Raw genomic sequence first — 19,979 nt, forward strand, 5'->3', positions numbered from 1 at the left:
TCTACGAACCTTTGTCGGGCAAAAGCTTTTGTACGGTGGAGATCAGCTACCACTTGAAAAAACGGGCTTACCTGTAAAGGCATCATTACGGGGACGGATCCTGCACGTCTTACAACAGGGGATTATTCATACGTCACAATGAGCAATTTTCTTGATTTACAAAACGGCTGGTACAACGGTTTGATCCAGGGATTAGGCCAGAGCGAGGAATCTTTTCAGATCATTCAGCCAGCACCTCCGATCGCCAGCGGCACTGCCGCAAACCCGACTTTCTGGGCTTACTATAACAATATCCCTCCGAAAACACTGACCGCCCAGTTTGTTGCCAGCGGTGGTAACCAGTTTTATAACAATTACAGAGGCTTGCTTTCGGCACTGGTCCCTTCGCGGCAGATTGACGTGAAAGCGGATATCGGAGCCGAAAACTTTGCGGCGTGGCATGCCTACGTGCAAACACAACCTGCACCGAGCATGAACCAGATCCCGACCATGTTCAGAAACTGGGCGATGTTCAACGCGCCGGAGGTGGCCAACATCGGTTCGTCCGATTACGCGGCCATTCTGCTCGACCCCATCGCTACGGCACAGAATGAGCTCACATTAGTGTATACCAATGAAAAGGGCCTGCCGGTCAACTTCGACTGGCAGCTGAACTACGCTGATATGGTTAACCAACTGGCCAGCGCACCTTCCCGCTCTTTCAATTTCAACAGCGGTACCATGAACAAAAATGTAAGCACCTCATGGGCTGGCGGCTCCACCTCGGGCTTCTTCGGCCTGTGGGGCGGTAGCAGCTCCACCTCGACGCTCAGCGAGCAATTTGCTTCCAGCAATGTTACGGTGGACGCCAGTTTTGAACGTATCCTGGTGTTTTCCAACACGCCGGGTGCATGGTACTACTCGTCCGCAATGGGCCTGGCTTATGCCAACCAAACGGGCAATCCATGGAGCGATAAATCGTCGATCAACTGGAACAACACATTCGGGCCGAACGGTAACATGCAATATTTCTCGGCGAACGTGATCGTTGCGTCGGGTATGTCCATTACCATTACATCCAATGCGAAGTATTCTTCTGTCGATCAGCAGACGATCACTTCCAGCGGCTCGTCCGGTTTCTGGCCGTTCTATTCCGGTGATAGCGGCAGCACGTCGACCAACCGTGTGTCGTTTAACCAGGAAGGCAATATGACCATCACTACCAGCAGCATTCCGGGTGTACCTGTGGTGCTGGGCGTGAATGTATTGTCGGCCGGTGAGTTTGTGGGCCATTCTTCGAGCCTGGGCATTTCGCTCTTCGAATCAGCCAAGGCATTTGCTGCCGAAATTCTGGCTGCTGCATAATGTTTGCTTTGGAAGGCTGGGTGATCCCAGCCTTCTTCTTTTGATTTTTACCGTGTGCCCGGAAACCATCATTCAGGAAGCAAAATGATAACTACCTACGATAGCCCTGCCGAAACGATGACAGCCGTTACCGACGGATGGTACAACCGGTTGGCCGCCAGTCTCAACTTATCCATCCGGCATTTCCAGTTGCTGCAACCGCCGGGTGTGCCTGTAAGCGATCAGGCCCTGTGGGATTGTTTCAATGTAGTACCTCCCGCCACGCTCAAATACAACCGCTGGTATTATCAGCAGCCGACGTTTTTCAGCCAGTATGCCGCGGTGGTGAACGGGCTGTCGTTCCCGGAGAGCGCTTTCGTGGAAGACATCGGTGCCGATACCTATGCTCAGTGGCAGGCTTATCTGAAAACGCTTTCGCCTCCGCCCCCCGCCAATACCTTGCCGACGGTGTGGTTTCAATGGGCGATGGTGAATGCCCCCTCGGTGGCCAATATAGGTCGCTCCGACCTTGCCACCCAACTGCTGATCAGCGGTGCGCAGGCGGCGCTGGAACCCTATGAAGGCCCAAATGCGAAACCTGCCGACTTTTTCCCTTCGTTTTCAGACCTTAAAAACACATTACGCGCATCGCCCGGAACGAGTTTCTTCTTCGACTCGACCGACGACGACCCGGACGTTTCCAATTCCTGGGTGCCGGGCGATGACCCCAACTATTTCGGGATATGGACCGGCAGTTCGGCGGCGTTTCTCGTAAGCAGGAAGTTTGCGTCGAGCAAAATCACTGTTTCCATACAATTCGATCATTTTGCGGTGGTAACCGTCACGCCTGGACAATGGTACAATTCCTCGTTGCTGCACCAGGCCTGGGCGTCGCAGTCGACTCCGCCGTGGATCGACAGTTCCGACTGGCAGACCTATTTCGGAGACAGCGGAAGCCTTACCCACGCGGTGGGCTCCATACTTGCGGCCGACGGTATTACCCTCACCCTCACATCGGACGCCGACTTCACTCCAATGGAACAAACGCTTATCAAAGGCCTTGCGGCGATTGGAGACTGGCCGGCTTACTGCCCCGTAGCTTCATCGGCGATTTCGAACACGATCACGACTGCCCCCGGATCGACGACAATCCAGTTTAAGTCCTCACCTGGGATTCCCGTGGTACTGGGTCTAAATGTTTTTGATATCCGTAGCTACGTGGGGGCGGGTTGAGAAATAGTATATTTTAAAGAATACTGAGCGTCTGCATTCCACTGGTTTGCAGACTTTTTTGCTTTGTAGCGGGATTGCTCTTGTCGATATTCAGGAGTTGATTACGCGAATTATTCCTATTGTAAAGTAGTATAAATTCTACTTTGTAGGGCTTAGTCTACGATAACTATTTCTGATGTCGACAGGCTCAAATAATCCGGGGGTAGTAGGTTTGTTCTGTTTCAAACTCAACCAAAGTTCCACAAACAAATCACTACATGAAAGCAATTCGACTCCTTTCGGCTCTGGCGCTCACGATGACCCTGGCAACAGGCGCTGCCACTTTCGGTCAGGTAAAGATTGGCTCCAATCCTACAACGATCGATCCCAACAACAACCTTGAAGTTGAAAGTGCTGATCCGACGAAAAAAATCAGCATTCACAAAACTACGGGGAAACTAACCATCGCCGACGGCTCGCAGGGCGACAAAAAGGTGCTGACCTCCGACGCGAATGGCGTAGCAACCTGGCAAAGCCAGTCGGAACTGGCGATTCCGGTTACTGCATTCAGCGGGGCCATTACCGGCCTGGCTACGATCCCCACCTTCACTACCCACGATCAGATCGACCAGCGGCTTCCGCTTGTCCCTACGCTAGGTGCAGCGGACTGGAACGCAAGTACCAAGCGGTTTATCGTTCCGGTGGCCGGAACCTACTCGGTGCAGGTCGGCTTGTCGTGTATCAGTACAACAGGTGCAGGCGTAACGTTGTGGACGCGGATCTGGGTAGTGTCCGAGAATGGCGGCCCGATCTTCAAAGGTACCAGCCCGATGGGCCTCACCGCCGGTGACTGGCAATCGGTGGTTTATACGGGAAAACTGAATGCCGGCGACGGTATCTCGCTGGAAGGCTACACCATGCAAACCGACGGCAACCCGCCGGTAAACAACATCTGGACCGGTACTTGCGGCCGTGCATACATGACCGTCACGAAGATCGACTAACGGATCAGCAACCATATTCTCAATGATTATTAGTTAAAACACAACGATTCTTTATGAAAACAAGACGACTATTATCCATGATGCTTTTTGCTGCTGCGGCGGTTCCGAATGCATCTTTTGCGCAGGTAAAAATCGGATTAAACCCCACAGCAATCACACCGGGAGCTCAGCTGGACGTGGAGTCGGTCGCCAACACGCACACCGTCGTAATGGAATCCGGCGCCGTCGGCATTAACACTGCCGCGCCGCAATCCTACCTGGATATCCGGGGGACGACCAAGATCCTATCCCAAACCGGCACACAAACCGGGGTAATCTGGACGGGAACATCCAATATGGACGGAGTCGAGATCAGCGCCGGCGCGGGCGATTGCTGGGTTGGCATTCAGCGGAGAGGCGGTGCGCCGCTTCACCTTTCCAAACCATCCGGTACGATTGAACACTCGTTTGCCATTTTCAGTGTGGATGGCGTTCCGGGCGGCGTGGGGGCGATCCTGTACGATGGCGTAGCAGGGGTCATTTACAATACTACCTCGGACCAGCGTCTGAAAGAGAACATTCATTCGACCCGATTCGGGTTAGAGGCGCTGAAAGCGGTCAGGGTGTACGATTATAATTTCAAATCCGATTCCAGGAAAACACTTTCCACAGGTGTACTGGCCCAGGAGCTGCACAAGGTATACCCGCAAGCGGTTACCGTTGGCGGTGCCGATGAAAAGGTTAAACCCTGGCAGGTAGATTACAGCAAGCTGGTGCCGATGCTGGTGAAATCGGTGCAGGAGCTCAGCGACGAAGTAGAACTGCTGAAAAAGGAGAAAGCTCAGCTTAGCGCGGAGTTGAAGCTTAAAGAGGATGCCTATGCAGAGTTCGGCAAGCGGTTAACCCAAGTAGAAAATATGCTTAACGGCGCGGAGAACACAAAATCCGTGAGCCGGTAAACGAACATTTTAAATCTCATCGATATCGACATGAAAACACAATATCTATTATCTAATACTTGCGGAAGTAAGGTAGCAAGGGCGCTGTTTACAGTTGTATTGCTTACCGGTTGTTCCGTCGCTTTTGCCCAGGTGAAGATTGGAGCCAATCCAACGACCATCGAGCCGAATTCCAACCTGGAAGTGGAAGCCTCTACGCCCGGACGTAAAACGAGAATTGACAAGACGACAGGGCAGGTCACCATTACCGATGGTACTGAGGGTGCTGGAAAAGTATTTACCTCCGATGCCAATGGTGGGGGAAGCTGGCAAACGAGCGGGGCAGGGTGTGCCAGCTTTGATGCGAAGGGGGATGATACAACTACACCAGTAGCTGATGCCGGCGTGTATTCCCCTGTAAAGCTGATTGCCGGCAATGTTTCTTACTCTCCATCCGGTGCCTATAATAGTGCAACCGGGGAGTATACCATCCCTGAGAATGGATTCTATATCTTTCACGGGTCGGTGGGCACTTATAATGTTGCTATCGGGAATACTGGCACCAGAAATACCTCTATCGATTTGATTTCAGTATCTAAGGGTCTTTTAAGTCATACTGTTTCGCCGGAATTGGCATATGGAGTTGGGGCTTGGCAGGACATAACCTCTGCCAATTATTTTATAGCAGGTGATAAGGTAACGTTTCAGATAAATTCCGATCATGTCAGCGGGGTCAAGCCGGATTCGGTGACTACCGCCGCGATTTTTTTCTCCGGTACCCGTATCGATTGTAATAAAAACTAGAATTGATTAATTGAGATTATTTCAATTTCCACAGTAACGCAACAGGTCGTTAGGGTTTCCTAATGCCACAAACAGACGAATCAATGAAACGAGAATATACCAACCCGTCTAGAAAAGGATGGCTCAGCATGGCGGCCTCGGCAGCCCTTCTGCTAACAGGGCACCTGGCCCAGGCCCAGGAGGGCAGCCAGGGAAATACGACGATTTTCGGCGGGGCCGAGATGACGTTTTTCAGCAACCATAATTTCGTGACCGGAGGCGGGGGCGCTCAGCCGGGCGTAATCCTGACCGAACGTGCGGCTGGGAATTTCGGTGTGCTCAACTTCGCAGGTGATAACCTTACTTCCACAGGCGCGTCCGACGCGGGTTACGTGGATGGGTACGTACGCAAGTACGGAGCGGGCGCATTCGTGTTTCCCGTGGGCGACAACGGTTTTGTGGGCCAGTTTGCGGCTTCCGCCGACGGGGTAATGGGCGCTTACTTCCATGCCGATGCCAACACCGCCGTTACGAGCAACCTTTTTACAGGTTCCAATTATGCGCCGCTACCAACCGGCGGGCCTTTCCCGACCAGCAACATGGGTACGAATGTGGACGTCGTGAGCACGATTGAGTATTGGGATATTGACGGCACCAATGCAACTCCGCTGACCTTGACATGGGATGCCGGAAGTGCGATCGGCACGTTGACAACCAACCAGCTCAACAAACTATCGATTGTAGGATGGGACGGTGTACAATGGGTAGCGATTCCTTCGAAGGTGGATGTAACCTCGATACTGGGCGGCACGAGCGATCTGACGGCCGGTTCTATCACCACCATTTCGCCACTCGCACCGAACACCTATACGGCCTATACATTCGCGTCGCTTACGCTGCCGTTGCCGGTGACACTCACCCGCTTTACGGCCGTTGCGGAAGGGAAAACCGCGCTGCTCGCCTGGGCAACGACGGAGGAAACCAACAGCGATCGCTTCGAAGTGGAGCGCAGCGCCGATGGCAAGAAATGGGCTATGATCGGCTCGGTGGCATCTACGGGCGAAAGCAAAGTACTCGTAAATTATAAGTTCACGGATATTGCGCCGCTGGCTGGCGAGAATCTCTATCGCCTGAAAATGGTGGACAAGGACGATACCTACGCGTATAGCGCGATCCGTAATGTGCAGGTGAAAGGGGAGGCGATAAGGCCTTATCCTAACCCGGTGTCGGACAGATTACTGATCGACAGTTATGTCAAAGTGAAGGAAGTATCGGTTAAAAATACTGCCGGACAGAACTTTATGCAGGTTCAAAAGGTGTCCAACGACGGAATCGATGTCAGGAAACTAACGCCTGGCGTCTATATCGTAACCGTGACCCTGTTTGACGGCACTATCAGCACACACAAAGTAGCCGTTACCAGGTAGCGCAAAGACATCCGGCTTCTCCCGGGCTTTGTTCATAAGCCCGGGAGAATAACCTGCACCCATTAAAAAGAATAACCTCGCTCTGCAACATGGCGATATTGATCGTTACGGATAACCCCACTCTGAACATCGGTTTACGCACCATTATCATCGGTGAATTTCCTGATATTACCATCTTCGAAGCGGAAACGCTTCAAAAAGCGATTGCAGTAACTTTCGGCCAACCCGCGAGCATCGTGGTCCTCGATGTCGGTGTGGCCGATGGAAAAAACATCGCTTTGCTCGATACTTTTAAGAAGGCCAATCCGCAGGCAGCGGTGGTGGTGTATTTAGGCGATGAATTTGAATATATTTATGCATTTGCAAAGGCCGGCATCACTGCGTTAATTTCCAGGAAGTCCGACGCGGTGGAGGTAGCGGAGGCATTGCACCGCGCCTCGCAACGATTGCGGTTTATCAGTTTTGATATTCAGCAAATACTCCTGTCGGATATTGCGGCTGGTCCTGAAAATCGTCGGAAAGGCTAAGTTTTGATTTTAGCAAATTTAAGAAATGATGATTTGCGAATTATTACTACAATTGCATATTGTTTTATAGGAAAACCTCTACTATACGTTTAGCTCATGAACATCCTTGTCGTTGAAGATCACTTTCTGGTTCGGATGAGTATGAAAATTGTGCTGCAAGAGCTTTACAGCCAGGCCAGCATCGACGAATCGGATAGTTTCGACCATGCAATTGCCCGTATGCGTGGTAATGCGTATGATCTGATCCTGCTCGATATCGAACTTCCCGGTGGACAGGGGACCGGAATGGTGGGCAGAATCCGCCAGTTTCAACCCGAAACGCCGATTCTGGTGTGTTCCGCGGCCGATGAGCAACAGAACGCACTCGCATTCATCGCCGCCGGCGCAAACGGGTTCCTATCCAAGACCGCCGAAAAAAGCGAGACCATCAAGGCCATTATGACCGTGGTTAAAAAGAGCCGCTATGTAAGCCAGGCGGTTCAGGAGCGGTTACTCGATGTGGCGACGTACGGCAAGCAGAAGCGGACGCGCCCCTTCGGTATTAAAAGCCTCTCTGGTCGGGAAAGGGAGATCACCGAGTTGTTGATTGCCGGTAAATGGGTGAAGGAAATAGCTGCCCACCTCGACATTCAATCCAATACCGTCAGCACTTACAAGGCAAGAATCTTCGAAAAACTGGGCGTTGATAATGTGATCGACCTGGCTGCCAAAATCAGGGAGCCCGAAATTCCGGAACGCCCCTGACTTCCGATCGTCAGGTACCACTTTGCGAAAATGCCCGGAACGTCAATGTCACCCTCGTACCGGGTTCGAGCCGTTCCATTTCAATGCGATCGGTCACCGACGGCGCCAGCTCCTTGATCATCGCAAGTCCTATCCCGGTCTGCGGCGATGATGCTGGTAGGGGTATGTCTTCCATAAACCATGCAAGCAGATCTTTGGATATTCCCCGGCCGGTGTCTTCGATGATCAGCTGCAGCCGGTTGTTTTGGTGGGCAATATAAGCCCTGATCTCGCCGCTGTCGGTGTACTTGTTGGCATTGTCGATGATATTGTGGATCACGATTTTCAGCAGTTGCTGGTGCGTTTCGATGAACGTGCCGGCGGGTATCAGGTTCAGGAATGTGTTGGAATTGATTTTCGTGTTTTTACCGTAGAGCTGCATATTCTCTTCCAGCAACTCGTGCAGTGATACGGTTTCACTCTTCGGCTCGTGTTTGTAGACCTGGATTTTTACATAGGCCAGCAGGTCTTCCAGTGATCCCTTCACCATGCGCAATGCATCCTCAATATTTTTGCCAAAAAGCGACACCATATCGAACTGTTGCCGCTCGATCATCTTCTGCATTTCACCCGCGACGATAATGGCTGCCCCGAGTGGGGAGCGGACGTCGTGTGCGATGGAGGCCATCAGGCGTGATTGCAGGTGCATCTGGCTCAGAAGCTCGTTTTGGGAACTTTCCAGATCGCGTAACGTACCCTGCAACTGGCTGGTACGCTCATTGATCTGAAGTTCGAGCAGCCGGCTCCTTCGCTGCACCGACCGGATCCGGTATTTCAGGTAGAAGAATGCAGCCAGAAAAGCCGCCAGCAGGATCGAGAGGTAAAACCACCAGGTCTGGTACCAGAATGGCGGCACGTCGATGTCGAGGGTTTCGTACCCGTAATTACCGGTGCCGAAGCCATTCTTTTTACGAACATGCAGGGTATAATGCCCTTTGCCGAGGGTGGAAATGTTGATCGTCGCCTTGTTGGCAACCGGCGCGTCGATGGCGAGCCAGTCGGTGGCAGCAGGTGTGCTGCCGCGCTCAGCCAGTGCATAGGAAAATTCGACATTGTAATCATTCCCGAAAAACGGCGTGTTAACCTCCAATTTCAGCTGCTTTTGACTTTGCAGGAAGGAAATATGCTTCTGGGGCGCGAGCAGGGTTTTCTGGTCGATCTCGATCCGGTCGATGACAATTTTCTTATCGGGCATTTCCGCCGGAACTTGTTCCGGTTTGAACCACACCAATCCATTGATGGAGGGCAACGACACTATTCCCGAAGGCAGCCGGACCGCACAGGGTTCGCACCCTCCATTGAATTCGTTGGTGTTGAACCCGTCGGTTTTCGAGTAGTGATGATAGTACAGCTCAGCCGGTCTGTCGGCATAATCCCAGAGGTCTTTTTTTAATACCTGAAACAATCCGCGGTTGGTCGGAATCCAGAAAAAGCCGTTTCTGTCTTCAACAATGCAGTGTGCATTGGCCAGATAGCCTTTGCGGTCGAGTGGGAAGTGCGTCAGTTTTCCGTTTCTAAGCAGAAAAAAGCCGTCTTTGTAGGTCGTTACCCACAGCTCGGTATTATTGGGCGAGAGGTAGAGGCTCCGGATATAGATACCCTCCAATCCCCTGATTTCCGAAACTTGCTTCGTTTTCCGTATAACCTTAAACAGCCCCTGGCCGGTCCCGACCCAGAGCGTCCCGGCCGGTTGTTCCACCACCCACGATACATTGGTGAGCGGCCCTTTGAGGAATGGCAAGGGCTGGCTGTTAATCGTGAAAGGTGCGCTGATGGAAAACAGGCCTTCCGTTCGCGTCGCGATCCAGATCGTCTTATCGGCCCCCTGGTAGAGTTGCGTGATTTCCGACGGCAATGTCCAGGCGAGTTTCATGGCCGATCCGTCGGGAGTGAGCATCATCAGCCTGGTAGCGCGTTTACACCAAATGAAGCCGTTATGGTCTTTCAGAATACTGGATTTGTCCCAAAACACGCTGCTGGTAACCAGTGGGAGCTGCCTGCTTGTGATGTTTCCGGAGCCGTCGGTGGTGTAGGCAATGCCCTGGTTGGATAATATGGTGTTTTTGTCGATCAGCGTTTGCCCGTAGTACACCTGGTCGGTGTTGGGGTAGGGCGATGCCAGCGCGCTGAATTTTTTTCGGGTTAATACAAAAAGGCCGCTGAGCTGGCTGCCGATAAAGATGCGCTGGGCCTTGGCGTCGTAATAAATAGCGTTGATCTGTTCTTTGATAAAATCAAACCCGGTCAGGATCAGTTCGGAGTTTAAATCACCATTCCGCTCGGGTACCAGCCGGTAGACCGAGGTGCCCAGCTGTATGAATGTCTGTTCCGTTGCATTGTTCCAGTACATTCGGTAATTGCCTTGACGGTATAAAGTCTCCTGGGTGAGCGGCCCTCTTAAAACGGCCGGTCGCGGACCGAAGGGTGTCGAATCAATGGGAAACTGGCTGAGTTGGCCATTTTTAAGGTGATATAGGTTATTTCCGGTGCGGAAGAAGTGCCAGGGAACTTCATCGATCCACCCGATGCTGCCCGCCCGCTTTTTTTGCTTGTAGTAAGCCAGCGTGGTGCCGTTGAATACGAAAAAGCGGTCACGGCCGACGGGATACACCGCGTAGTTGGGATAAGGATTTCCGTAGTAAAGCCTTGGATGGCGTTCCATGATATGCCCCTCGTGCTTTCTAGGGTACAGAAAAGGTTGCTGCTTAATGAATTGATGCAGGCCGGAGTCGAGGGTAGCCTTGCCCTGGTGCACGTGAATAAACTCCCAGTCGTCGTTCAACGCGAAAAAGCCGACCGGGGCCGGACGTGGGTCAATATGGAAAGAGCCGATGCTAGCCGCGGAATAGGTTTTCCCGAAATCGTCGAAAACTTTGAAATTCTTGCCGTCGAACCGCGCTAGACCGCGCTGGGTAGACAGCCACATATAGCCCAGTTCATCCTGCGCGATGGCATACACACTGTTTTGCGGCAGGCCATCCTCGTCGGTGTAGTGTTCAACGCGGAATTCCTCTACTACTGGCTGACGGGCATGTTGAGACCAGGCACAGAGTGGATTGCAAAACAGGAAAAAGAACAAAAGATAAAAAGGATGGGCGCTTGTATTCACTGGTAAGGCTAATGCGTACTGAATGATCGACAATATAGAAATTATTCTACGTATTTCGATGAACGAAATGCGCGGTAGTCGCTCATGTGTAGTGCGAAGTCCTTAAAACAAAAAATCCTCCGGGAAGGAGGATTTTTTGTATGCCGAGTCAAGCGATGGCTCAGGCTAACGTAACGTTCACAGCATTGAGACCTTTCCGGCCGTTCTCTACTTCGTAAGTTACAAGGTCGTTTTCACGAACATTGTCTTTCAGCCCTGATGTGTGTACAAAAATGTCATTTCCTCCATCTTCCGGAGTAATGAAGCCGAAACCTTTCGTTTCATTAAAAAACTTAACCCTTCCCTTGTTCATACTTTTACTTTTTTGTTAAGCTTCAAAGGTAGGATAAAATTCTGATGTTGTAACGCAAATATGGTAATTGTAAAATTAATGGCGGACGGCAACCAGCCTTCGGTAACGCTCGTCATATAAATTTCCTGAAAGCCAGTCTCTTATGATATACTTAAAGAAAAGCATCGGCGGCTCGTGTTTGTCGATGGCCGCATGGAAATGCGCAAGCGCAGTCTCGGTTTCGCCGATCGATGCGTTGACGATCCCCATATCATAGTCCGACACGACACTCGTTTGGTGCAATGCGTTCATTTGCGTGAGAATATCGCGCGCGCTTTCAATTTCGCCCGACAAGCCGAAAAGTACTCCGCATGCGCTGAGCGTAATGCCGTTATAATTGATTTCCAATGCCGCTTCAAGCGCGTCCTGGGCTGCCGGATATTGTTTTAGCGTGATCAGATTGAGCCCCGTGATCATGTGTCCGCCCCAGAAAGCCGGGTCCAACGCTACCAGTTTACGTCCCTGCTCAACGGCGAGGTCGAACCGGGCAGAAATCCAATATACATAGGCAGCGTAAAAATTGTTGATCAGCGAGAATGGTTCGAGCGTCAGCGCCAGGGCGGCTTCTGCCTCAGCTTTCGCAGGGTGGTCGGTCAGGGCGAGGTACAATGCGTACTGCCCATGGAGGTCGGCCGTATTCCAATTGAGTTCCAGCGCCTTCGCGAACGACTCGGACGCGGCGGTGAAATCCCATTCGTACAGCATTTGCATGCGCGCGAGGGCGAGGTAACTTTCCGCAATGGTGTCGTCGAGCGCGAGCGCTTGCCCCGTGGCTTCTTTCATCAGGGGCAAAGCCTTCGCCGCCGGCATATGGCGGTAAAACCACATGTTCAGATAACAGGAAGCAATGCCGGAGTAGGCTATCGCATAAGCAGGGTCGATTTCCAGCGCTTCCCGGAAATACCCGATGGCTTTGTGGTAATCGTCGCTTCCCCCGAACTTGTTGTGGTAATACCGGGCCCGGAGATAAAGCTGGTAAGCTTCCTTGTTGTGGGTATAGCGTTTGAATGTCATTGCGGGCTCTTCACCCAATAGCTCAATTTTCACCGCGCCCAATATGGCCTGTGCAATCTCCTCCTGCACATCGAATATGTCTTCCAGCTCCCGGTCGTATTGCTCAGACCAGATGGCGGTACCATTTGCGGCATTCACCAGTTTGGCGGTAATATGCAGCTGGCTGGCGGAGGTATGCAGGCTGCCTTCCAGGATATGCCCGACTTGCAGCTGCGCTCCGACGGATTGCGGGTCGTATGCTTTGCCCTTGAATGTGAAAGCCGATGTCCGGCCCGCCACCTGCAAGCCGGGCACACGACTTAGCACATTGATAATCTCCTCCGTTACACCGTCACTGAAATACTCTTCTTCGGGATCGCTGCTCAGGTTATTAAATGGAAGAACGGCGATGGATATGGGGGCGGACGGTAGATTTACAGGCAGCATAATGGATTATTTGAGTATGGGTACCGTCACGCCCAGAACTACCGAGGCGCCACGATTGTGAATTTTAACAGCATCATCACGCCGATCATCGGCGCTGGATGCAATATTGTACAAGCCCAGGTGATAGCGTCCTTCTAAAAACAATTTAAAACGGCCTATCGGATATGCAACGCCCGCACCGGCCGTCAAGCCCGCGTCGAACGTGCTTACTGCTTCGCCGCCCGAGTAGGATTTCGTGATTGTAACCGACGATGTTTTCTCGCCGCTGATGTAAGTTGCGGTGGTGGTTTCCAGCTTCTGTGGTCCGGTACGGAAGCGAATTTCAGGTCCGGCCGAAATAATGGCTTCGAGTTTTTCGGTCAGGTGAGGCCGGTATTGTGCCACAATCGGCAATTCGAAATAATTGAACTTGGCCACTCCCTTCACTGCCCGTTGATAGGGCCAGCCGGGAGTTAGGACGACACCCGGCTCTTCTTGAACCGGGTGGACAGTTGCCCCGCGGGACGAAAAACCCGGTTCGGCCTGAATGCTGAATGCAGGTCCCAACTGATAATTAAAGATCACCGCAAAATTGGGGGCGGTCCGGTTTTCGAAATTGCCGATACCGCTGTTTTGGGCTGAAATGGTGCTGAAATTGACGCCTCCCTTCAATCCCAGGCTCATTTGAGCATGGGCTGTGTTGGCCATCAGATAGCAGGCAGTTGCGGATAGGGCTACTTTGAGGAGTTTTGGTAATGGTCGCATGGCTAGTTCGTTTTTTGGTACAATAGATCGGCGGCAATTAACAAAAAAACTTTAAGTAACCGGAGGTCTATTCGTGTTTATTACGCCACCACGCCCTTGCGGTAGAGCATTCCCCAGCCGGCGATTTCGTTGATGATCGGCTCCACGGATCGGCCGTATTCGGTGAGCTCGTATTCCACGGTTACGGGCTTCGTGTCCAGGACGCGGCGGGTGATGAGCTGGTTCATTTCCATATCGTGCAATTCCTTGGAGAGCATTTTGGCGGCAATGCCATCCACTTCGCGCAGCAAGTCCATGAAACGCATTTTATCATTGAGCAGCAGCGTTCCCAAAATATGGAACTTCCATTTGCCCGAAAGGATCTCCATGGCGTCCTTGATCGCGAGGATTCTTTTCCTGCATTGCTGTGAGGTATTGCACGATGCCTGTTTCTTCATGCTCTTTGCCTGATAGGGTTGTCCGTAAAGGTAAAACCGCGCTTGATAGTTTCCAAGAGGTAACTGGTTACCAAAGGGAAATTCATAACAATCGGAAACCGGGCGGAGGGTACTTTCGTGTATGAAAAACAATCCATTGCTCTGCGACACCGAAAGCGGCATTTGTGAACTGCCGTCGGCGCCTGTTGAAAACATTGAAGGCACTATCGAACCCGGTACAAAGCCGGTCAAAATCATTTACTTCACCGACCCGATCTGCTCCACATGCTGGGGGATCGAGCCGCAGCTTCGGAAACTGAAACTGGAATACGGACAACTGGTGGAGGTTGAATACCGGATGGGCGGCTTGCTGCCCGACTGGTCCTATAACAGCGGGGGCATCAGCAAGCCGACGGACGTGGCGCCGCATTGGGACGAGGTGAGCCATTATTACAAGATGCCTATCGTGGGCGACGTGTGGCTGGAAGATCCCTTACATTCGTCTTATCCGCCGTCCGTAGCTTTCAAAGCGGCGCAAATACAGGATGAGGACAAAGCCATCGTGTTCCTTCGGCGGATCAGGGAAATGGTGTTCCTGGAAAAGAAGAACATCACTCGCTGGGAGCATTTGTCGGAAGCGGCAGGCTATGCCGGGCTGGACGTCGCGCTGTTTGAACAGGATTACCGGACCCGTGCGGTAGTGCTTTTCCAGGAAGATCTGCAACTGGCAGCTCAATGGGCGGTCCGGGGCTTTCCTACGCTCTTGGTATTCAACAGGGAAGGCCGGCATGAGAAAGTGTACGGATTTAAACCCTACGAGGTGTTCGAAGGCGCGATTGCCAAAATGCATCCGGGCGCGCCAAAGGCCTGGTACAGCAAAAACTGGCAGGATTTGTTCAGTAAGTATCCGACGCTCACTACCCAGGAATTTGCCGTGCTGGCAGGTCAGGATTTTGACACTGCCGAAAATCAACTCAGCACACTCGCGAAGGACGGCTTTTTGCAAACCTATGCAACGCCGAACGGTATCTTATGGAAATCCCCGGTTTCCTGATTACAGCGCAAAAAGGAAGCCGATGCTCAACGCCTGGGCGAACTGGATTTTGGTACTCTGATCTTTATCGTAGACCATGATAGCGCCCAGGTTCACATTCACATACTTGTTGATCTTGGCCGTCAGCTGGGCGTCTAGGCGGTTATCGATTTCCAGCGGATCCTGAAAGGTTGAAAACATCAGGTACCGGAATTTCAGATTGACATCCTTGGCAATGTCTTTGTCAAAGTTGGCTACGAGCTGGATCAGCGCGGCTTCCGTACGCACACGCTTGCCTATGGGAACGCCGTAGTTCTTCTGGTCGGGCGTGTTGACGTACAAGTCGCGGTCGGCGACGATTGTCTGCCGCAATGCGCCCGGTGCCAGGTCCACGAAAAAATAGGGGGCCGGGCGGTACTCGATACCGATCGCTTCGGTCAGGTAAGCAGGCGAAAACAGGCCGGAAACCTTTTTCTTGAACGCAACCGTATCGGTGGCGGCGCTGTATTCATAACCCGCGGCAAACTGCGACAGGAAGTTGATGTTGGCGAAGAAGCTCCATTTCGGGGAGAGCTCGCGGTTATATTTGGTATCGAAGAAAATCCGGTCGACGTTCTTCCGGCTTTCCTGGCCCTTGTTACGGACAATGCCGTATTGCGACTGGAAATCGTTGCGCCACGAGTTCTTCCCCTTCTTCTTTTCGTTCAATGCATTGAAAAACACACCGAGCGCCACGGAGTTGACGCCCCCGCCTGTCCAGTTGGAAGAAAACGACCCCTGGTTGAGATTTGCCCCGAATTCGATCTTATGCCAGGCTGTATCTTTGGCTGTTTTGAGCCGGCCGGCATTGATGGCGTTGGCGAACTCTGCTTTGTTTTGTGCAAATGCTGCTGATAATGAGAAAATAAGAAGAAAAACTACAACCGGAATTACCGTCCTTGTGTGCATACCCGAAAAAATACTATTTAACAATCGGGCGAATATATCCGCGTTTGGGCTTTTCAAGCAAGTTTTTGGACGTTAAAATTTGCTCGAAAAGGGCTTGCTTTCACAATTTGGCCTTTTTTGTTGCGGTTTTCTTTTTCGAAGCGTTGGCCTGCGGATTGTGGGCCAGACAAAGATTGATCCAATACTGGAAATCCTCGCGCGTACGCATGCCCTCGTCGCTCACATACACGTAACCTTTCATGGGCCGACTGGCAAAATCCATTTCACGGCACCCCGGACGTTCGAGAGCCGACTCGAAGGCTTCTTCCCCCACGCGGCACATCATCTCTTCGCCGATTACCCCCACGCACATTTTATCGTTGACCATATAACAAATGCCTCCGAACATCCGCTTCTCGACTACGTTTTCCTGCTCCGACAATGCTTCCCGGATGCGATCGCTCAATATTTCGTTGAATGCCATATAATGAAAGATGAAATAGCCCGATTTAAGGTAGTTATATTTTTGCAAACCTAAAAGCTGTAAAATCTGCATTCATGGAATATCGAATAACTAATCCTTTCCGTTTCTGGAATAAGCTAACTCACAAATCTCTATTAGTTCATGAAAAAAATGATACGGTTTTCCATTATTTCCGCGGCTTTGTTCTTATTTCTTTGCCGTGATGCGAGTGCCCAAATGAATGTTGGCCTCCGCGGCGGTGTCAATTTCTCGAATATGCGAGTGCCAAGTCCAATTGATTATGATTCGAAAGCCGGTATAAATGCGGCACTGCTATTGAATATTCCTTTCCATCGATATTTTAGTCTGCAAATAGAGCCGGGGTTTTCAAAGCGCGGCGCAAAATTTGATATTGATGGGGAATGGCTTGTGGGCAGCACCCGGCAAAGGACCCGGATGTTTGGTGAGATTTTGCTGGGTTATGTGGAAGTTCCTGTGTTGTTTCAATATAAGCCGCGGTTCGGTAAATTCGAGGGTATCGTTTCTCTGGGACCCGAATTTCGCTTCCGTTTAGGGCCTCAGAAAATAGAAACAACTACCCGGAAATACGAGGAGGGGGTATTGGTCGAGGATACTTATATGGAATATGATCTGACTCAACCGCATGGCTACCGGGTATTCGATTTTGGATTGACGGGCGGCGCCGGAGTTAGTTATCCGTTACAATTTGGCAAGATATTTACAGAAGCAAGATATCATTACGGATTAAGAAAGCTGGCGGCCAACGGAGATGTATACAATAAAGGTATATCCATACATCTGGGAGTTTTAATACCTGTTAAAAAATAATCAGGTAAGCTTTTTTTGTGCGTTTAATTTCTTATTTCAATGCGCATGAAAGAAAAAAATAATTCTTGCTCAATTGTTTTGAAGACTTACCAATAGTCGCAATGGATTATTTCATAGCCGCCCCGAAGGTAATTTTCCTTCCTTCATAAAAACAACTTGCTGCGGGGTAAATGCATCGTGATAAAGAGCCAGATCGAGGTGGTAACAGCGGAAAAGTTCTGCGATGAAATGCATGCGATCCGGCAAATCGGCCCAGTCGACCGCGCCGCTTTGAGCCAGGTTATCGGGCGTGGGATCTATTTGTGAGAGCAATGCCGTCAGGCCCGGGTACGAGAGGTGCAGCAAAGCAGCCGGGTAAGGCTTGTTCAAATCCCTGCCCAGTGACAAACGCAGATCGGGCGGGATTGTCAACGTCATGAGATGCGCCGTGAGTTGTTCGCGGACGATACCCTGCAAGCGATTCATGAGTTGATCGATCGCCGCGTCCAGCCGGGATTTCCTGCCCGTGATTTTCAGGTATGCCAGGCGTGCCCGCGCCAGCCAGCTGTCGGGCGGGAAAAAGGCATCGGTGATCTTCTTGCGGACAATCTCCTTGTCAGCGGTAAATGCTGCATTCAGCGAGGCCGCGATTTCCGGTTGCAGGCGGGTCTGTTCATGAAACCCGATTTCAAGATTGGCCAATAGCTGTAACTCCGTTTGTAGCTGGGCATCCTGTTCAAAGAATGCCTCGTGGTAATGGGCAAAGGCCTGTTTAAGATATTGCTGGCCGTCGGGTGGATTGCCTGGCCGCAAAGTCGCGCAAAAAGCGTCCAAGCGCTGCTGATCGAAAGCCTCGTCACCGAAACCGGAAGAAAAGAACCGCGCAAATTCCCAGCCTATTTCCTCGAAGACTTTGCGGTTACCCCGGCCTACGGCTTCGCTGATACCGTTGATAATGCCCGCAAGCCAGGTGTTGCGGATAATGCCGTGCAGCTTTTGCTCCAAACCGGTATTGATTCCCAGTTCATCGGCTACGCGCCAGAGGACCTTCAACTCTTCCAGCTGGGCCAGGTTCAGCCGGGCTTCCACGCTTCGGAGCAGATCTTCGCGCCGGATGCTCTGGCCGGCCTGCTTCGAAGCCCAGGTGGCAAACGTACACCAGTTGGCAACCGGGCCGGTGCGGCCGATAAATGCTGCCGAAAGTTCGCAATAGCATTGCGTGATGCGCAGGTTACGGATCGTCGGGTCGGAGATTGCCGCAATGGCCCGCACTTCGTCCGGAGAAGGTATATGCATATCGGATTGTTTTCCTTACGGGATTAAAAATAGCAAAACGAAAGAGGCGAATCGAAATAACCTACTGAAAGGTGTGGACGTTTCGGGCATAACCATAATATTGCGTTGGTTTCGCCCGATTAAATGAAGAAGTCCTGTTATGACTGATCCGAAAGGCCGTTTTCTTGCAAGTATCTTCCCGTTGGTAGCCGGCCAGGCTTTTTTTCAGACGGTGGGCATATTGGTCGCGGCATTGTCGGGGCTTGTCGGGTATAATCTGGCTGCCGACAAAGCGCTGGCAACGTTACCCGTCGCAGTAGTCAGCATCGGCACAGCGTCAGCATTGATTCCCGCATCGATGCTGATGAAAAAATACGGCCGGAAAACGGGCTTTATCATCGGGATCGGGCTGGGATTCCTGGCCGGGGCATTGACTTCGCTGGGGATCTATCTGGTTAATTTCTGGCTTTTCGTCGTCGGTAATATGTTTGTCGGGGCATATCAGGGCTTTTCACAGTATTACCGTTTCGCGGCGGCGGAATCCGTGCCGGAGGCCGACCGCAGCAAGGCCATTTCGTGGGTCGTTTCGGGAGGGGTGTTTGCGGCTGTGGCGGGGCCGTCCATTGCGCGGCTTACCAAAGACATCGGCGAAATCCCTTTCCTGTATTCCTATTTGTCGATCATGGGGCTGTCGCTGCTGGCAGTCGCGGCCGTTTCGCGCATCCGGCACGACACGCATCAGGCGGCTGTCCAGGAAACTGCGCAGGGAGAGCGCACGCTTTCGGAGATTCTGAAACGCCCCGCATTCATTGCCGCCATCGCCTCTTCGACGGTAGGGTCAGCCGTGATGGTGATGGTCATGACCGCCACGCCCATCACGATGAAGCTCTGCGGCTACAATGCCGATGATTCCTCGCTCGTCATACAATGGCATGTGCTGGGCATGTTTGTGCCGTCCTTTTTTACCGGTGACCTTATTCAGCGTTTTGGCGCGGTTCGGGTCATTTCCTGCGGGATTCTGATATTCCTTCTCCATTTATCCCTGGCGCTGTCGGGTACGGAACTGTTCCATTTCACCACCGGGCTGATCTTCCTGGGCGTTGGCTGGAACTTCATGTTTATCGGCGGCACCGCACTGCTTACAAAGTCGTACGCGACGGGCGGCAGAGCCCAAAGCCAGGCTTTTCATGACTTCATGGTATACGCCGTTGCTACCTTATCATCCTTCACTGCCGGCGCAGCGCTCGACCGTTGGGGGTGGAATGTCGTGAACCTGATCGCCGCTCCCTTGCTCATCGCCGCTTTCACGATCCTGCAATGGTATGCCATAACGGAACGGAAATCGCAAGTAGCTCAGTAGGAGGGCGATCGGTCCGG

General features: G+C 51.9%; 19 protein-coding genes. 11 read left to right on the forward strand and 8 right to left on the reverse strand.

The window, feature by feature from the left end; all coding sequences use genetic code 11:
* Window positions 1-138: 138 nt before the first annotated feature.
* From CLV60_RS02045 to CLV60_RS02080, 8 genes are all read left to right on the forward strand, one after another.
* Window positions 139-1,344: a hypothetical protein gene (locus CLV60_RS02045; protein ID WP_106593708.1), complete on the forward strand. Its 1,206-nt coding sequence runs from the start codon at window positions 139-141 to the stop codon at window positions 1,342-1,344.
* 84 nt (window positions 1,345-1,428) lie between these two features.
* Complete coding sequence (locus CLV60_RS02050) at window positions 1,429-2,556, forward strand: hypothetical protein (protein ID WP_106593709.1); 1,128 nt, start codon at window positions 1,429-1,431, stop codon at window positions 2,554-2,556.
* A 257-nt stretch (window positions 2,557-2,813) separates the two neighbouring features.
* Window positions 2,814-3,539, forward strand: a complete 726-nt coding sequence (locus CLV60_RS02055; RefSeq protein WP_229210772.1) for a hypothetical protein — start codon at window positions 2,814-2,816, stop codon at window positions 3,537-3,539.
* Window positions 3,540-3,592: 53 nt separating this feature from the next.
* A complete protein-coding gene (locus CLV60_RS02060; RefSeq protein WP_106593710.1) occupies window positions 3,593-4,477 on the forward strand; it encodes a tail fiber domain-containing protein in 885 nt (294 codons plus the stop codon).
* A 30-nt stretch (window positions 4,478-4,507) separates the two neighbouring features.
* Window positions 4,508-5,260, forward strand: coding sequence for a hypothetical protein (locus CLV60_RS02065; protein WP_106593711.1), 753 nt, complete (start codon window positions 4,508-4,510; stop codon window positions 5,258-5,260).
* Between the two features lie 83 nt (window positions 5,261-5,343).
* The gene (locus CLV60_RS02070) at window positions 5,344-6,666 is read left to right on the forward strand and encodes a T9SS type A sorting domain-containing protein (RefSeq protein ID WP_146151509.1); all 1,323 of its coding nucleotides are present in this window, start codon (window positions 5,344-5,346) and stop codon (window positions 6,664-6,666) included.
* An 89-nt stretch (window positions 6,667-6,755) separates the two neighbouring features.
* Window positions 6,756-7,193, forward strand: a complete 438-nt coding sequence (locus CLV60_RS02075) for a response regulator (RefSeq protein WP_106593713.1) — start codon at window positions 6,756-6,758, stop codon at window positions 7,191-7,193.
* Window positions 7,194-7,289: 96 nt separating this feature from the next.
* On the forward strand, window positions 7,290-7,937 hold the full coding sequence (locus tag CLV60_RS02080) for a response regulator (RefSeq protein WP_106593714.1): 648 nt from the start codon (window positions 7,290-7,292) through the stop codon (window positions 7,935-7,937).
* 10 nt (window positions 7,938-7,947) lie between these two features.
* Here CLV60_RS02080 and CLV60_RS02085 read toward each other — a convergent pair whose 3' ends face one another.
* The 5 genes from CLV60_RS02085 to CLV60_RS02105 all read right to left on the reverse strand — a co-directional run bounded on the left by CLV60_RS02085 (window position 7,948) and on the right by CLV60_RS02105 (window position 14,097).
* The gene (locus tag CLV60_RS02085) at window positions 7,948-11,085 is read right to left on the reverse strand and encodes a ligand-binding sensor domain-containing protein (protein WP_146151510.1); all 3,138 of its coding nucleotides are present in this window, start codon (window positions 11,083-11,085) and stop codon (window positions 7,948-7,950) included.
* A 160-nt stretch (window positions 11,086-11,245) separates the two neighbouring features.
* Window positions 11,246-11,437 carry a cold-shock protein gene (locus CLV60_RS02090; protein WP_106593716.1) on the reverse strand — a complete coding sequence of 64 codons (192 nt, stop codon included), beginning with the start codon at window positions 11,435-11,437 and terminating at the stop codon, window positions 11,246-11,248.
* 75 nt (window positions 11,438-11,512) lie between these two features.
* Window positions 11,513-12,916 (reverse strand): AraC family transcriptional regulator, encoded by a 1,404-nt coding sequence (locus tag CLV60_RS02095; RefSeq protein ID WP_106593717.1) that lies wholly within the window; start codon window positions 12,914-12,916, stop codon window positions 11,513-11,515.
* Between the two features lie 6 nt (window positions 12,917-12,922).
* A complete protein-coding gene (locus CLV60_RS02100; RefSeq protein ID WP_106593718.1) occupies window positions 12,923-13,660 on the reverse strand; it encodes a porin family protein in 738 nt (245 codons plus the stop codon).
* An 80-nt stretch (window positions 13,661-13,740) separates the two neighbouring features.
* Window positions 13,741-14,097, reverse strand: a complete 357-nt coding sequence (locus tag CLV60_RS02105) for a winged helix-turn-helix transcriptional regulator (RefSeq protein ID WP_106593939.1) — start codon at window positions 14,095-14,097, stop codon at window positions 13,741-13,743.
* Window positions 14,098-14,218: 121 nt separating this feature from the next.
* On the opposite strand from CLV60_RS02105, the gene CLV60_RS02110 reads away from it, so the two are divergent.
* The gene (locus tag CLV60_RS02110) at window positions 14,219-15,130 is read left to right on the forward strand and encodes a ClpXP adapter SpxH family protein (RefSeq protein WP_106593719.1); all 912 of its coding nucleotides are present in this window, start codon (window positions 14,219-14,221) and stop codon (window positions 15,128-15,130) included.
* Here CLV60_RS02110 and CLV60_RS02115 read toward each other — a convergent pair whose 3' ends face one another.
* Together CLV60_RS02115 and CLV60_RS02120 are read right to left on the reverse strand one after the other, a co-directional pair.
* On the reverse strand, window positions 15,131-16,057 hold the full coding sequence (locus tag CLV60_RS02115; protein ID WP_106593720.1) for a DUF3078 domain-containing protein: 927 nt from the start codon (window positions 16,055-16,057) through the stop codon (window positions 15,131-15,133).
* 100 nt (window positions 16,058-16,157) lie between these two features.
* On the reverse strand, window positions 16,158-16,592 hold the full coding sequence (locus CLV60_RS02120) for a TfoX/Sxy family protein (protein ID WP_229210773.1): 435 nt from the start codon (window positions 16,590-16,592) through the stop codon (window positions 16,158-16,160).
* A 69-nt stretch (window positions 16,593-16,661) separates the two neighbouring features.
* Between CLV60_RS02120 and CLV60_RS02125 the strand changes: the two genes are divergently transcribed.
* Window positions 16,662-17,348 carry a porin family protein gene (locus tag CLV60_RS02125; RefSeq protein WP_106593721.1) on the forward strand — a complete coding sequence of 229 codons (687 nt, stop codon included), beginning with the start codon at window positions 16,662-16,664 and terminating at the stop codon, window positions 17,346-17,348.
* Window positions 17,349-17,459: 111 nt separating this feature from the next.
* On the opposite strand, the gene CLV60_RS02130 is transcribed toward CLV60_RS02125, so the two are convergent.
* Window positions 17,460-18,623, reverse strand: a complete 1,164-nt coding sequence (locus CLV60_RS02130; protein ID WP_106593722.1) for a hypothetical protein — start codon at window positions 18,621-18,623, stop codon at window positions 17,460-17,462.
* A 139-nt stretch (window positions 18,624-18,762) separates the two neighbouring features.
* Here CLV60_RS02130 and CLV60_RS02135 point away from each other — a divergent pair, with 139 nt between their 5' ends.
* Window positions 18,763-19,962, forward strand: a complete 1,200-nt coding sequence (locus CLV60_RS02135; RefSeq protein ID WP_106593723.1) for an MFS transporter — start codon at window positions 18,763-18,765, stop codon at window positions 19,960-19,962.
* Window positions 19,963-19,979: the final 17 nt, after the last annotated feature.

The organism is Dyadobacter jiangsuensis (assembly GCF_003014695.1).
In the GTDB taxonomy this organism is placed as follows: domain Bacteria; phylum Bacteroidota; class Bacteroidia; order Cytophagales; family Spirosomataceae; genus Dyadobacter; species Dyadobacter jiangsuensis.

What these genes read in the sequence shown, in the direction of transcription:
- CLV60_RS02045 (WP_106593708.1), top strand. Translation starts at nt 139, where the DNA reads ATGAGCAATTTTCTTGATTTACAAAACGGCTGGTACAACGGTTTGATC.
- CLV60_RS02050 (WP_106593709.1), top strand. Translation starts at nt 1,429, where the DNA reads ATGATAACTACCTACGATAGCCCTGCCGAAACGATGACAGCCGTTACC.
- CLV60_RS02055 (WP_229210772.1), top strand. Translation starts at nt 2,814, where the DNA reads ATGAAAGCAATTCGACTCCTTTCGGCTCTGGCGCTCACGATGACCCTG.
- CLV60_RS02060 (WP_106593710.1), top strand. Translation starts at nt 3,593, where the DNA reads ATGAAAACAAGACGACTATTATCCATGATGCTTTTTGCTGCTGCGGCG.
- CLV60_RS02065 (WP_106593711.1), top strand. Translation starts at nt 4,508, where the DNA reads ATGAAAACACAATATCTATTATCTAATACTTGCGGAAGTAAGGTAGCA.
- CLV60_RS02070 (WP_146151509.1), top strand. Translation starts at nt 5,344, where the DNA reads ATGAAACGAGAATATACCAACCCGTCTAGAAAAGGATGGCTCAGCATG.
- CLV60_RS02075 (WP_106593713.1), top strand. Translation starts at nt 6,756, where the DNA reads ATGGCGATATTGATCGTTACGGATAACCCCACTCTGAACATCGGTTTA.
- CLV60_RS02080 (WP_106593714.1), top strand. Translation starts at nt 7,290, where the DNA reads ATGAACATCCTTGTCGTTGAAGATCACTTTCTGGTTCGGATGAGTATG.
- CLV60_RS02090 (WP_106593716.1), bottom strand. Translation starts at nt 11,437, where the DNA reads ATGAACAAGGGAAGGGTTAAGTTTTTTAATGAAACGAAAGGTTTCGGC.
- CLV60_RS02095 (WP_106593717.1), bottom strand. Translation starts at nt 12,916, where the DNA reads ATGCTGCCTGTAAATCTACCGTCCGCCCCCATATCCATCGCCGTTCTT.
- CLV60_RS02100 (WP_106593718.1), bottom strand. Translation starts at nt 13,660, where the DNA reads ATGCGACCATTACCAAAACTCCTCAAAGTAGCCCTATCCGCAACTGCC.
- CLV60_RS02105 (WP_106593939.1), bottom strand. Translation starts at nt 14,097, where the DNA reads ATGAAGAAACAGGCATCGTGCAATACCTCACAGCAATGCAGGAAAAGA.
- CLV60_RS02110 (WP_106593719.1), top strand. Translation starts at nt 14,219, where the DNA reads ATGAAAAACAATCCATTGCTCTGCGACACCGAAAGCGGCATTTGTGAA.
- CLV60_RS02115 (WP_106593720.1), bottom strand. Translation starts at nt 16,057, where the DNA reads ATGCACACAAGGACGGTAATTCCGGTTGTAGTTTTTCTTCTTATTTTC.
- CLV60_RS02120 (WP_229210773.1), bottom strand. Translation starts at nt 16,592, where the DNA reads ATGCAGATTTTACAGCTTTTAGGTTTGCAAAAATATAACTACCTTAAA.
- CLV60_RS02125 (WP_106593721.1), top strand. Translation starts at nt 16,662, where the DNA reads ATGAAAAAAATGATACGGTTTTCCATTATTTCCGCGGCTTTGTTCTTA.
- CLV60_RS02130 (WP_106593722.1), bottom strand. Translation starts at nt 18,623, where the DNA reads ATGCATATACCTTCTCCGGACGAAGTGCGGGCCATTGCGGCAATCTCC.
- CLV60_RS02135 (WP_106593723.1), top strand. Translation starts at nt 18,763, where the DNA reads ATGACTGATCCGAAAGGCCGTTTTCTTGCAAGTATCTTCCCGTTGGTA.